The organism is Anaerotignum neopropionicum, from assembly GCF_001571775.1.
GTDB classification, from domain to species: domain Bacteria; phylum Bacillota; class Clostridia; order Lachnospirales; family Anaerotignaceae; genus Chakrabartyella; species Chakrabartyella neopropionicum.
In genome coordinates, this window is record NZ_LRVM01000004.1 from 212,891 (window position 1) to 225,778 (window position 12,888).

A 12,888-nucleotide genomic window follows, 5' to 3' on the forward strand; every position below is an offset into this window, starting at 1 on the left:
ATCATTTTTGAGGTGTATATGGAACAGTATTTTGAAATCGGTAAAATTACAGGTACCCATGGAATTAAAGGAACAATGCGCGTATTTCCTACTACGCAAGATCCCACTAGATTTGAGCGTTTAAAAGAAATTATCGTTGAAATCAGAGACAATAGAGAAACCTTTCAAATACAAAAGGTTGCATATCATAAGCAGTTTGTTTTGCTGACTGTAAAAGAAATCACAGACATTAACGTGGCAGAGCTTTATAAAAATGGAACCATTTTGATTCCTGATTCTTTTGCCATCCCTTTGGAGGAAGATGAGTATTACACCAGAGATTTATATGGTTTAAAGGTCATCACCGAAGATGGAGAAGAGTTGGGTGAGCTTACTAAAATTTATGTTACAGGCGCAAACGACGTTTATGCAGTGCAAAAAAATTCTGACGAGAAGGAGCTTTTGATTCCTGCAATCAAAGATTGTATTAAAAAAGTGGATTTAAAAGCAGGGGTTATGACGGTAACACTTCTGGAAGGGTTGAGATAATGAAGCAGTTTCTTGTTCTGACATTATTTCCTGAAATGATTCAAGAAACGTTATCCCATAGCATTTTGGGCAGAGCGCAAAAAGAAGGCATAATCTCCATAGAGGCCATCAATATCAGAGATTTTTCCAACAACAAGCATTTACAGGTGGATGATTATCCCTATGGCGGTGGGGCAGGCATGGTTATGCAGCCACAGCCCATTTATGACGCCTATCAAAGCATATTGCCAAAGGCCGAAAAGGCGCGTGTTCTTTATATGACACCCCAGGGAAAGCCTTTTACCCAGCGTATGGCGGAGGAATTGGCACAGGAGGAAAGCCTGGTTTTTTTGTGCGGACATTATGAGGGCGTGGATGAACGGGTGATTGAAGAAATCGTCACGGATGAAATCTCTCTGGGGGATTTTGTATTAACTGGTGGTGAATTGGCGGCAATTACCATGATTGATGCAATTTCTCGCCTAATGCCTGGCGTCCTTGGAAAAGAGGCATCCTTTGAGGAGGAAAGCTTTTCCCACGGTCTTTTGGAATATCCCCAATATACTCGACCTCCTGTGTTTATGGAAAAAGAGGTCCCCCAGGTGTTATTAAGCGGCCATCATGGGAATGTGGAAAAATGGCGCAGAGAGCAGGCACTTCTTCGCACTGCCACAAAGCGACAAGATTTATTAAAGGCGGCTGAATTAAGCCAAGAAGACATTGAAATTTTAAAAAAGAATGGCATTGAGCTATAAGCTGCTAGAGAAGCCCTTCCTTTACAGCCCAAGTTTTCAAAATTTGGGTTGGTGTTGTGCGGGCAAAAAAAATAAAAGTGAATATTAAGTGTATATTTAGGAGGAAAATATTTATGAGTAGCCAAAAAAGCAATGTTGCAAACCCAGCACCTTTAGGTCTGTTAGGCTTTGGAATGACTACAATTTTGTTGAACTTACATAATGCAGGCATTATTTCGTTATCCGCAGTTATTATTAGCATGGGGCTTTGCTTGGGTGGTTTTGCACAGGTTGTGGCAGGCGTTATGGAGTTTAAAGCAGGCAATACCTTTGGTGCAACTGCCTTTACCGCCTATGGAACATTTTGGTGGTCTTTGGTTGGAATTTGGCTGTTGCCCTCTGTGATAGCTCAAGGCGGCATGCAGGCTGGGGATGAAATTTCCATGGGCTTTTATCTGTTGCTGTGGGGTATTTTTACACTGGGTATGTTTATCGGTACTTTTAAGCATAATATGGCTACGAGGGTTGTGTTTGGTTCCTTAACCTTATTATTTTTCCTATTATCCTTGGGTGATTTTACAGGCAGCCACTTTATCAAAACAATTGCCGGCTATGAGGGTATTTTCTGTGGTGGTAGTGCTATTTACTCTGCGCTTGGTCAGATTATTAATAATGAATTTCAAAAAGATATTTTGAAGCTGTAAGGTTTTAGATAAAAAAAGCAGCCTTTTCACCGTTTTCTGAACTGACCTCAATAAGTTAGACCAAAAATCTACTTATAGGAGGTCAGTTTTTTTATGGAAAAGTATCCCATCGAATGTTACATCATTTACTAGGAAAAGTCACAAATACAGTTCTTATAAAGGCAAGGTCAGTAAGGTTGCGCCAAACAGAATTCATATGCTTTTTGAAACGTACATTCCACACCAGAAGATTACATCAGACACATCCGAGTTCAGGTATTATAAAACCTCCGAGTTCAGGTATTATAAAATAGATGAAAAAGGAAGAATGATTATTAAAAAGCTTTACCTAGATACATTTATGGATCTGTGCAATAGAGAAATAATTAGCTATGGAATTTCTCAGTAGCTATCTGCACAAAATATAATGAACGCTCTAAACGATGCAATAGAAAGCACGTCGGACTGCCAATACAGACGTACATTCCATTCGGATCAAGGCTGGGCGTATCAGATGAATGCATACATTTATGCACTTTAAGAAAATAAAATCTTTCAAAATATGTCTAGAAAAGGTAATTGTCATGACGATGCTGTAATGGAAAACTTTTTTGGAATCATGAAGTAGGAGATTCATTATTGTGTGGTTTATTACAGTTATGAAGAACTTAAGATAGCTATTGAAAAATACATAAAATTTTACAACAAATACAGAATTAAAGAGAAACTAGGATGGATGAGACCAGTAGAATACAGGCTCCACCAATTGGCTGCATAAAAGAAGCGTAGCAGTCAAAAAAACTGCTACGCTATAAAGTCTAACTTATTGGGGTCACATCATGCCTGGTAAAGAGGGTTGCTTTTTTATGTTTGATTTCGTAAGGCCTTTTTTACTTGTTCATATTACGAATATGCATATAAACGGTGTTTTTTGAAATGCCCAGATGTTCCGCAATGGTAATAACAGAATCCTTTAAATTAAAAATCCCTTTTTGATAAAGAATAGAAACAATTTCTTTATTTTTATTGGAGGAGGAGATGGAAAGATTGCTGAATACAGTCTTTTTTGCCTCATCCAAGGCATTCAGCATCAACTCTGTTGTGTTTTCCACAAATGTTTCGGAAATACTCTCCTGCTTTGTTCCGTCGCCTTGCGTCATGCTTTGTACTAAGGCTGAAATTGGTGCTGCCAAATACATATTTAAACAAATCAGACCAATGATATTTCCTTTTTCCCCTAAAATAGGTATAATAGATGCTTTAAAGGTTTCGCCGCGGTTGTTTTTTGCAAAATAACAAACATGCTTTAAACTTGGCTCTGCCATCATTCGGTTTAGGAAGGATAGGGTTACCTCTGAAATTGCAGCTCCGGTCTGTCTTCCGGAAAGATGTCCGTTAATAATATGCATCACAGAATGATCCATATTTTCAAGATTATGTATTACGACTTCGCAATAGCCACCCAAAAATTCCGCAATACCATCTGTTATGTGAATAAAAGAATTTAAAATTGCTCTATCTCTTTCCGATAAGGAAAAGGTTGGACATTCCATGGTACACCTCCAAAAACATTATAAATTACAATATACCAAAAAAAACGTATTATTTCAAGTGTAAAAAAGGGATCAAAAAAATGACAAAGACAATGATTATATTTCGTATAGAAACAGTATGTACCAAAATCGTATTTTCTATTGAAAAACGCACTAAATTTAATATATATCAATTTCTTTGAAAGGCTAAAAAATGAAGGTGACTCCTGAAGCATCCCAACATAATATTTCGCCATTACAGCACTTTACTCCTAAAAATTATACTTCAACATTTTCATTTGAAAAGAAATTGAATCTTTTTTGTGCTGAGTAAATTGTTTTATTTCCGTTAAATATAAAAGCCAAGGAGCATACGATTACAAAAAAAAGTGTGTTTTGTGCACCAAATACTTCTGCACCAATTAAAATTGGCGCAAGCAATGTGTTGGTTGCGCTGCCGAAAACAGCAGCATAACCAAGGGCGGCAATGAGCATCGTGGGTAAGCCTAATAAACTCCCCAAAATAACGCCAAGGCTTGCCCCAATAGAAAACAGCGGTGTCACTTCTCCGCCTTGAAAACCAGCCGCTAACGTTAAAACAGTAAGTAAAAACTTCAAAAGCCAATCATATCCAAAAATTTCTTTTTCCGAAAAGCTTAGGCTGATCAAATTGGTACCCAGTCCACAATACCTTCCTGTGTGCAATAAAAGAAGCAGCAGGGATAAAATACATCCGGCAATGAATATCCGCTTTAATGGGCTTTCAATGAAGGTGGCAAGCTTTTTTTTGCTGTAGCTTAAAAGATAGGCAAAACTACCTCCAACAATTCCAAAAAGAGCACCAACAAAAATAAGCTTCAGTAGGATTTCCGGGGAAAAGGACAAAACATTTGGAATGTCTACTGCGAATTTTTCCAAGCCAAGTAAATTTGAGGTTGTGCTTGCGGCAAAAGAGGCAACTAAGGCAGGCAATAAGGCTTCATATAAAAATACTCCCGAAACGAGAACTTCCAAAGCAAAAAAAGTAGCTGCAAGGGGTGTCTGAAACAAACCGGCAAAACCCGCTGCCATTCCTATTACCAAAAGAACACGGGAATTCTTCAAAAATTTTAGCTTTTTTGCAAGTGTATGTGCAATTGTTGCACCAAGTTGCACGGCAACACCTTCTCGACCGGCACTTCCCCCAAAAAGGTGGGTAATCCAAGTGGTTACCATAATTAATGGCACAAGCATTTTGGGAATACGATCATTATTGCCATGCCCGGTTTGAAATACAAGGGTCATACCCTTTAAGCTTTCTTTACTAAAATAGCGGTATAAAAGCATAATGAGAATGCCGGAAATGGGTAAAAAGGGAACTAATGTTAAGACATTATCGCGGCGTATTTCAGTAATCTTAATGAGTACTTCTCCAAAAATGGCGTCAATTCCTCCAATAATAACACCTACAAATAGGGCAATAAGGGAATATAAAAGGATCTCCTTGTATTCTCTGACTATTTTTCGTAACATGTTTTTCCTCCTGATGTGAAATAAATTTCAAAATGTTCTTTACAGAATGCTGCAAAAGAGACCAATTGAAAGGTAACCTTGGGAAAACAGTGTTTCTTACATCATTATAACCCCCATGGCTTTTCATGGCAACTTTTTTAAAACAAGTTTTCAAGCAGGGGGGAGTATAAAAACAGTAATCAGTGAAAAGCTTTAAAAAAGGGTGCTTCTTTTATTAGTAAAATAAAAAAATACTAAAAAAAATAAAATTACAAATTTTGCAATATTTGCTTATGGGTTTTTGAAAGCATCCTGACAAATGTATGTAAATGTATTCAAAAGGAAATGTGTGGGGATAATTTGGAAGAGGATTTGGGGTCAACAAAAAAACGAGTCACTCCGGACTCGAGGCCGAGGTACTTGGATTAAAAGTCCAGTGCACTACTAACTAAGCTAGTGACCCACAACGTACCTTAGGATATTAGAAAAAATAGTATGTGTCAATGAATTTTTCAAAAGGTTTGGCTTTCTTTTCTTGTAGTAATGGGATAAAATGAAAAAGAAATTAAGAATTCTTTAAGGAAGTATGAGTTATTTTGTAAAAGTAGCATGGTATGATAAATTAGAAATAGCTTGTAAAATTAGGGGGTACTTTCTGATGGAAAAATTCAATATTCTGGTTTGTGATGATGATAAAGCAATTGTTGATGCTATTGAAATTTATTTAAAGCAAGAGGGCTATCATATAATAAAGGCCTATAATGGACTAGAAGCTTTAAAAGCCTTGGAGGAACACGAAATACATTTAATTTTGCTTGATATCATGATGCCCAAATTAGATGGGTTAAATGCTACGGTGAAAATAAGAGAAACCCTAAATATACCAATTATTATTCTTTCGGCAAAGTCGGAGGATACAGATAAAATTTTAGGGTTAAATTTTGGTGCGGATGATTATATTACAAAGCCCTTTAATCCGCTGGAGCTTTCTGCACGTGTGAAAAGCCAAATGCGTAGGTATACAGCTTTGGGCAGTATTGCGGAAAAGAGTAATGTGATTAAAATTGGAGAGCTTGAGTTGGATAAGGATGCAAAAGAGGTTCGAGTGAGCGGGGAGCCGGTGAAGCTTACGGCGACGGAATATGGAATCCTTCAGTTGTTGATGGAAAATGCGGGAAAGGTCTTTTCCATTGACCAAATTTATGAAAAGGTTTGGAATGAGCTTTCCTTTGCGCCGGAGAATACTGTTTCAGTTCACATCCGCCGTATTCGAGAAAAAATAGAAATTAACCCGAAAGAGCCAAGATATCTAAAGGTGGTGTGGGGGATTGGGTACAAAATTGAAAAAATTTAAATGCTATCAAACAAAATGTAAGGCAGCCATTATTGTATTATTATTTATTTGTGCTATGGCAAACTTTTTTTGCGGCATTGTTGCGGCGAATATTTCAAATCAGTGGGACAGAAGCATCATTGAGGCGAAATCCGTATATGAAACCTATGAATTTAAAAGCAAATTTGCCCAGGCTTTAGATGAGGTTATTCAAGCCGAGGTTTATTATCGGAATGAAAGTAGAATTACAAGCGGCGAGTTAATCGACAAAGATGAACTAATTGCTGATTTTAAGCGGTATTACGGCATCAAAGATGGTATTATCACAGGAAATACTTCTATTAACGAAAGTTTTGATGGCTTGATCATTCACGGAAGTATTCCCATTTCTTTGAAAAACAATTTTGATGAGTACAAGGAATTGGTGGAAAGCAGACTGCCTCTTTATCGGAAAATGTATATTCAAAATCAGGTGGATGAATATAAACGAAGTGTTCGCTATTTTAATGGCATGGTCAATTTCTTATATTTTATAGAGGATAGCCAGGGGAATCTTGTTGCTGGAAATACTACCCGTGGCGAGATGAGTAATATTGACCAAACGGTTGTCCTTTCCTCAGGCTTTAGCAGTGACAACGTTGGTGTTATGCCATATATTCAAAATAATTTACTTATGGAAAATAGCGATTATAAGGTTTATGCTGGAATTCGTGATCCTTTTGCTGTGGGCGATGAATTTTATAATCTGGGACAGGAATATATTTTTGCTAAGGCAGGCTTACCTATATTATTTAGTGTGTTTACAGCCTCGACACTGATCATTATGTTGTGTTTTGTCTATTTGATTCGTGTTACAGGGCAAACAGAAAAGGGCGGTAAAATTTCTTATCTGGCGGTAGATAAAATTTACAATGAAATCCATTTTTTGATGGTTTGCGGATTAATGCTTTTTTCCTTGTTTTTTGGGCTTTCCCTGTTAAGGAGCATACTTAGGGAAACGGCAATTTTTTGGGCGTACATTTTCACAACTATTTTAGGAATAATTTACATTTCCAACATTGCAATGATTATTTCTTATGTTACGTCAGTTGCAAGGCAATTTAAGGGCAAAATTTTTTGGCGAAACACATGGATTTCTGTGACCATCCGACGTTTGTCGGAACTGTTTACAGGCAAAACCTTCCGCGGATGGATGGTTTTTGTCATGCTTTGCTATGGCCTGGGAAACTGCGTCATTATGGGAGTGGTTATCCTTACTGCACAAATGCATTCCATTATCATTTGCATACTGGCTACGATAGCCCTATTTGTATTTAATGGTTTTTGCATATTTTTCTTTTTAAGGGCACTGCGCTCGTTGAAAAGAATTATGATTTCTGCCAGAGAAACCTCTAAGGGAAATTTGCAGTATCAATTTAATTTGGAGGAAATATCACCTTCCTTTATTAATTTTGCAACGGATATCGCAAATATTCAAGATGGATTAAAAAACTCCGTTGCTGATGCGGTAAAGGGCGAACGAATAAAAACGGAACTAATTACAAATGTTTCTCATGATTTAAAAACGCCCTTAACCTCTATTATTTCTTATGTGGATTTGTTGCGAAGCCTTAAGCTGGAAAATCAGGCGGCTAAGGATTATGTGGAAATTTTATATGATAAATCCTATCGCTTAAAACAGCTTATTGAGGATTTAATTGAAGCAAGCAAGGTTTCCAGTGGGAATATTACCGTAGAAGCAGTACGCGTTGATTATCGCCAAATTACGCTGCAGGCCATTGGTGAATTGGAAGAGAAGATAGAGGCAGCAGGGCTTGAAGTCAAAGTAAGCTGCCCCGAGCCTTTGTATATTAAGGCTGACGGCAGACATTTATGGAGAATATTGGAGAACTTGCTTTCCAATGCAGTGAAATATTCTTTGCCGGATTCCCGGGTGTATATTGACATTTTTCAAGCTGAGGAACGAGGGATTTTGGTAATGAAGAATATTTCCGCAGCGCCCATTGATTTTGATGAAACACGCTTAACAGACAGATTTGTCAGAGGAGATGTTTCCAGAACGACTGAGGGCTCAGGCTTGGGGCTTTCCATAGCCCAAAGTTTAGCGGAGGCCCAAGGTGGTACCTTTGGTATCAAGGTGGATGGAGATTTGTTTAAGGCAATTGTCTGTATGCCCCTATGGGAGGATGCGGAAGAACTATTTGCAGAAGAGGGCGAAACTGATGCACCGTAAGAAGGTATTTTTGCCCATTAAAAATAATAATTTGAAGTGGATAAAAAATTCTCTTTTGCAACAAAAAAGAATGAGCAGGATGATTGAATATCAGCCATCCTGCTTTTTGTGTAGGAGAATTTCAATGATTTCTATCATTGTTTTTCAATTCTTCGATTTTATACCAAAATAAGACCTTCATGTGTTTTCACCACAGAAGATCTTATAGATAATTTGTTTTATACGTTTTTGTCATTTAAAAATCTTTCGTTTAAAAAATCTTTATATCATATGTTTGCTTCCCGCTGGGTTACAAAAAATAGTTCCCAGCAATTCTCGTTGCTGCACAACCACCAAACAAAACTTTTTCTGTTCGTTCTATTTCATAGCGCTTCATCATAACAATATTGGGGTTATCAACGGAGGTCCCTTGCTCAATGGCAAAATCGCCTGTCCACATCTTATTTTGGAATAAATAATAACAAAATGCGGAATTACCCGAACCTGTAGCTGGGTCTTCAAGATAACCGTATTTTGGCGCAAAAACTCGTGTCCTGTAGCCGCTTTGGGGCAAAGATACATCCTCTGTGAATACATGAATAATATCAAAATCTTTATGCATGCAGAACTGCCGCAATTTTTCCTGGTGAGGGTGTAGACCAACACACGCCTCGAAGGATGCCATGGGAACAATAAGGGTGCGAAGCCCTCCGTCAATCAGCTGAAACGGTTTTTCCCTATCGAAGCTGGAAATATCTGTTTGTAAAGCTTGGGCAATCTCATCCCAGATGATTTGGCTTTCCAGATATTTGGGCTCGGGTGCCATAATGTAAACGGCATCCTCCTCCAGAAGGTGATTAAATACGGAAAGGATTCCCCCTTTGACCTTGATTTTTAATTCCGTTTCTCTCGAAAGTTCAGAATTTGTGGAAATCAGATCATACATAATTGCTATGGTTGCGTGACCGCAAAATGCAACCTCACATTCAGAAGAAAAAAATTTCAGTTCAAACTCCTTGTCCTGCCTGCTTACAAAGCCAACCTCATTGACAAAACCTTTTAATTCCCTTGCTAATTTTTGCATTTCTTTTTCATTTAAAGTGTCTGAACGATCCATCAACACATACCCTGCTGGATTTCCTTGGGCGGCACCCTTTGTAAAGGCATCAATTTTTTTAAAATTCAGTTTTTTCATATGCAAATCTCCTTAATGGATAAAAAAACGATCCTCATTTAAATGGGTTGGAGAGGTCAAAAAAACAAGCTTTAATGAAGCTTTTCCTGTATTGGCCAACCGATGAACCATGTTAGGAGGTACTGTAAAAACATCGCCGGCATTCAGAACGCAGCTTTCCTCCCATTTTACCAGTCCGTCTTCCAAAACGCCTATTTCCATTACACCTTGACCTTCTAAAACATGATAAATTTCTTGGCCTTTGGTGTGATAATGGGCGCCTAGTTTTCTTTCTGGCTTCAACGCAGCCAGGATAAAGGATGGCTCGCCCTCAACAATGGGCAGGGTTTGAATGTCTGATTGTTCATCTTGCTGTAAATTGTTAAAGCAGTTATTGATATTTATTACATTCATAGTATCCCTCTTTTCTAACCATACAATTTCATGTAGTGTGCACACGATAGAGTATAACTCTTGAAATTGTGTGTAGTCAATGCTACAATGTGTGCATGACAATTGGAGGGATAGGGTATGTGGAAACCAAAAATCATAAATACAGACAATTTTTTGTACCTTGCCGTAGCGGATGCTTTGGAAAATGACATCAGAACAGGCGTATTGAGGCCTGGGGAAAAGCTGCCAGCGCATAGGGAGCTTGCGGAGATTATAGGCATCAATGTTTCAACGGCCACCAGAGCCTATCAAGAAGCGGAACGCAGGGGGTTAATCAGTGGCACAACGGGACGAGGGACATATGTATCCGCTGCCGTTCGCACAGACCCCAGCATCTTGGATATTGACGGAAATTCATCATCTTATATTGATCTTGGCCCTGTATATCCCTTATATAGTCAGGAAACAGACATGTTTGGTTTGATAGAGAAGCTTAGCCGCAAGGGAAATCTCAATGAGTATGTAAAATATTCCAATCCCCAGGGGCATCCATGGCACCGGGAGGCGGGTGCAAAATGGATGCAGAGCTATGGGATCAACGTTTCCCCGGAGGATATCGTTATTTGTGCGGGAACGCAGCATGCCTTGACTTGCTGCTTTATTTCTTTATTTCAGCCTGGTGAGAGCATCGGCGTTGACAAATTGACTTATTCGGGGCTAAAGGCTCTGGTAAAAGAGCTAAAAATTAAATTAGTACCCATTGACTTTGATGAGGAAGGCATGGACCCAGAAAATCTGGAGTCTGCCTGCCATCGTGAACAGTTGAAGGGTATTTATATTATGTCAGGCACTCATAATCCCACAACCATTACAATGAGCACGGGAAGAAAAAAGGAGCTTGCGGGAATTGCAGTTCAAAATGATTTGATTGTAATTGAAGATAATACTTACGGCTTTACTATGGAAAGTCAGTTGCTGTCCATGTATTCTCTGATTCCTGATCGCTGCATTCACATCGAGGGTTTGTCAAAGGCGTTTTATGCTGGTTTGCGTGTGTCTTTTGTGGTGGCAAAAAATCCTTTTAAAAACCCCATGATAAAAGCCATCCTCAATACCATTTGGATGACGCCAACACTCAATTCAGCCATTGTATCTGAGGCAATTATGGAGGGCTATGCAAAAAAGATAGTAGCTTCAAAATTGGCAGAGGCAAAAAAACGTTATGAAAGTGCTGAATTGTATCTAAATGGTTTTACCTTTCATGGGTTTCCAAACACCTATTTTATTTGGCTGGAATTGCCCGACCACTGGAATGCCTATGAATTTGAAATGTATGCAAAAAAAGCCGGAATCAATGTTTTTGGAGCTGAAAAATTTGTTGTTGGAAGCACACTGCCGCCTAAGGCGGTTCGCATTTCTTTAAGCGGTGTTGATTCAAGGGAAGTTTTGGCAGAAGGATTAAAAGGCGTTGCAACATTGCTAAAGGAGGAGCCCTTCGAGTTTCATTCTGTTCTGTAACGAATGATAATACTTGCTAATATTTGAATAGAAAAAGAGTGCCGATATTGTCGACACTCTTTTCACCTTCCCATGGCGAAAGGTTTTCTTTTGTATTTTATTATTTTTATCTGAACGGTAAGGGGAAGCTATTTTAAATTAAGGGATTAAAATTGCCTTACAGCATTCTCCGCTTTTCATCAAGCGCAAACCTTCTTGGAATTCTTCCAAAGGTAGTGTATGCGTGATAATGGGGGAGAGATCTAATCCGCCTGCAAGAAGGCCTTTTGCATCCTCCCAGGTTTTATACATTAATCTTCCGGCAATGCCTTTGATCACCTTGCCACTATAAACAAATTCAGAGAAATCAAAGTCAACGGAGCCATCGGGCAGACCTGCTGCCGCCATTTTTCCTTCCGGTGCCATGCATTCAATGGCAGTTTTGATTGCGCGGGTATTACCTGTAAATTCAATTACAACCTCAGCGCCGTATGCTGTTTTTTCTTTGATTGCCTTTATTACATCAACCTCCATAGGGTTCAAAACTTCATCTGCACCCATTTTCAAGGCTAATTCGCCTCGCTGCTTGTTGATTTCAACGGCAAACACCTTTGCGGCTCCGCATTTTTTTGCAACGGCAACTGCCATAACCCCAATGGGGCCGCATCCATTTACCATAACCACTTTTCCGGCAACTGGGAATTCCATTGCGGCGTGAACGGCTACGCCGAAGGGCTCCATGATAGATACAATTTCCACAGGTGTGGAAGGGTCATAAACAACGGCATTTTCGGCAGGAATGGAAATATATTCGGAAAAGCAGCCATCTCTGGCTACACCAATTGTTTTTGTATTTGGGCAAACGTGCTCATTGCCATTGTGGCAAAGCACACAGGAATTACAAACAATATGTGTTTCAGCGGAAACTAAGTCGCCAATTTTAATTGTCGTTACATTATCACCAACAGCAATGACTTCTCCGGCAAATTCATGTCCGATAATTGAGGGGGGATTTAATCGCTTTTGGGACCATTCGTTCCAATCCATAATGTGTACGTCTGTTCCACAAACAGCTGCTGCTTTTACCTTTACAAGAATATCATTTGCGCCATAGGTAGGAATGGGTCTTTCGGTAAAAACCAATGCGCCGGGCTCTGGTTTTTCTTTTATAACGCATTTCATCATTTGAGTCATTATTTTTCCTCCTTTGAATAATAATTGGCTAAAATAACATATTATTTTCTTTTATTTTATAAGATTTATGTTGAATTGTACAATACATAAATCTTTTTATATCATAAATTTTATTTATTATTTCAATTTTTTGCATAA

General features: G+C 38.6%; 12 protein-coding genes and 1 tRNA gene. 7 read left to right on the forward strand and 6 right to left on the reverse strand.

Features of this window, described 5'->3' with window-relative positions; genetic code table 11:
• The first annotated feature begins 18 nt into the window (after positions 1–18).
• From rimM to CLNEO_RS16755, 4 genes are all read left to right on the forward strand, one after another.
• Positions 19–528 (forward strand): ribosome maturation factor RimM, encoded by a 510-nt coding sequence (rimM, locus tag CLNEO_RS08235; RefSeq protein ID WP_066087170.1) that lies wholly within the window; start codon positions 19–21, stop codon positions 526–528.
• Positions 528–1,262, forward strand: a complete 735-nt coding sequence (gene trmD / locus CLNEO_RS08240; protein ID WP_066087172.1) for a tRNA (guanosine(37)-N1)-methyltransferase TrmD — start codon at positions 528–530, stop codon at positions 1,260–1,262. The genes rimM and trmD overlap by 1 nt, the downstream gene beginning before the upstream one ends.
• A 113-nt stretch (positions 1,263–1,375) precedes the next feature.
• The gene (locus tag CLNEO_RS08245; protein ID WP_066087175.1) at positions 1,376–1,945 is read left to right on the forward strand and encodes an acetate uptake transporter; all 570 of its coding nucleotides are present in this window, start codon (positions 1,376–1,378) and stop codon (positions 1,943–1,945) included.
• Positions 1,946–2,567: 622 nt separating this feature from the next.
• A complete protein-coding gene (locus tag CLNEO_RS16755) occupies positions 2,568–2,702 on the forward strand; it encodes an IS3 family transposase (protein WP_157723519.1) in 135 nt (44 codons plus the stop codon).
• Between the two features lie 112 nt (positions 2,703–2,814).
• Here the strand turns inward: CLNEO_RS16755 and CLNEO_RS08255 are convergent, their stop codons facing one another.
• The 3 genes from CLNEO_RS08255 to CLNEO_RS08265 form a co-directional block, all read right to left on the reverse strand.
• Positions 2,815–3,477: a helix-turn-helix transcriptional regulator gene (locus CLNEO_RS08255; RefSeq protein WP_066087179.1), complete on the reverse strand. Its 663-nt coding sequence runs from the start codon at positions 3,475–3,477 to the stop codon at positions 2,815–2,817.
• A gap of 258 nt (positions 3,478–3,735) precedes the next feature.
• Positions 3,736–4,968, reverse strand: a complete 1,233-nt coding sequence (locus tag CLNEO_RS08260; protein WP_066087182.1) for a chloride channel protein — start codon at positions 4,966–4,968, stop codon at positions 3,736–3,738.
• Between the two features lie 369 nt (positions 4,969–5,337).
• A tRNA-Lys gene (locus tag CLNEO_RS08265) sits at positions 5,338–5,410 on the reverse strand.
• Positions 5,411–5,605: 195 nt separating this feature from the next.
• Here CLNEO_RS08265 and CLNEO_RS08270 point away from each other — a divergent pair.
• Both CLNEO_RS08270 and CLNEO_RS08275 read left to right on the forward strand, forming a co-directional pair.
• Positions 5,606–6,301, forward strand: coding sequence for a response regulator transcription factor (locus CLNEO_RS08270; RefSeq protein WP_083531924.1), 696 nt, complete (start codon positions 5,606–5,608; stop codon positions 6,299–6,301).
• Positions 6,276–8,513: a sensor histidine kinase gene (locus tag CLNEO_RS08275; RefSeq protein ID WP_066087185.1), complete on the forward strand. Its 2,238-nt coding sequence runs from the start codon at positions 6,276–6,278 to the stop codon at positions 8,511–8,513. The genes CLNEO_RS08270 and CLNEO_RS08275 overlap by 26 nt, the downstream gene beginning before the upstream one ends.
• A 289-nt stretch (positions 8,514–8,802) precedes the next feature.
• Here the strand turns inward: CLNEO_RS08275 and CLNEO_RS08285 are convergent, their stop codons facing one another.
• On the reverse strand, positions 8,803–9,687 hold the full coding sequence (locus CLNEO_RS08285; protein WP_066087191.1) for a PhzF family phenazine biosynthesis protein: 885 nt from the start codon (positions 9,685–9,687) through the stop codon (positions 8,803–8,805).
• 12 nt (positions 9,688–9,699) lie between these two features.
• Complete coding sequence (locus tag CLNEO_RS15790) at positions 9,700–10,080, reverse strand: cupin domain-containing protein (RefSeq protein WP_066087196.1); 381 nt, start codon at positions 10,078–10,080, stop codon at positions 9,700–9,702.
• 117 nt (positions 10,081–10,197) lie between these two features.
• On the opposite strand from CLNEO_RS15790, the gene CLNEO_RS08295 reads away from it, so the two are divergent.
• Positions 10,198–11,577: an aminotransferase-like domain-containing protein gene (locus CLNEO_RS08295; protein WP_066087199.1), complete on the forward strand. Its 1,380-nt coding sequence runs from the start codon at positions 10,198–10,200 to the stop codon at positions 11,575–11,577.
• 138 nt (positions 11,578–11,715) lie between these two features.
• Here the strand turns inward: CLNEO_RS08295 and tdh are convergent, their stop codons facing one another.
• A complete protein-coding gene (tdh, locus tag CLNEO_RS08300) occupies positions 11,716–12,750 on the reverse strand; it encodes an L-threonine 3-dehydrogenase (protein WP_066087202.1) in 1,035 nt (344 codons plus the stop codon).
• Between the last annotated feature and the right edge of the window lie 138 nt (positions 12,751–12,888).

What these genes read in the sequence shown, in the direction of transcription:
- rimM (WP_066087170.1), top strand. Translation starts at nt 19, where the DNA reads ATGGAACAGTATTTTGAAATCGGTAAAATTACAGGTACCCATGGAATT.
- trmD (WP_066087172.1), top strand. Translation starts at nt 528, where the DNA reads ATGAAGCAGTTTCTTGTTCTGACATTATTTCCTGAAATGATTCAAGAA.
- CLNEO_RS08245 (WP_066087175.1), top strand. Translation starts at nt 1,376, where the DNA reads ATGAGTAGCCAAAAAAGCAATGTTGCAAACCCAGCACCTTTAGGTCTG.
- CLNEO_RS08255 (WP_066087179.1), bottom strand. Translation starts at nt 3,477, where the DNA reads ATGGAATGTCCAACCTTTTCCTTATCGGAAAGAGATAGAGCAATTTTA.
- CLNEO_RS08260 (WP_066087182.1), bottom strand. Translation starts at nt 4,968, where the DNA reads ATGTTACGAAAAATAGTCAGAGAATACAAGGAGATCCTTTTATATTCC.
- CLNEO_RS08270 (WP_083531924.1), top strand. Translation starts at nt 5,606, where the DNA reads ATGGAAAAATTCAATATTCTGGTTTGTGATGATGATAAAGCAATTGTT.
- CLNEO_RS08285 (WP_066087191.1), bottom strand. Translation starts at nt 9,687, where the DNA reads ATGAAAAAACTGAATTTTAAAAAAATTGATGCCTTTACAAAGGGTGCC.
- CLNEO_RS15790 (WP_066087196.1), bottom strand. Translation starts at nt 10,080, where the DNA reads ATGAATGTAATAAATATCAATAACTGCTTTAACAATTTACAGCAAGAT.
- CLNEO_RS08295 (WP_066087199.1), top strand. Translation starts at nt 10,198, where the DNA reads ATGTGGAAACCAAAAATCATAAATACAGACAATTTTTTGTACCTTGCC.
- tdh (WP_066087202.1), bottom strand. Translation starts at nt 12,750, where the DNA reads ATGACTCAAATGATGAAATGCGTTATAAAAGAAAAACCAGAGCCCGGC.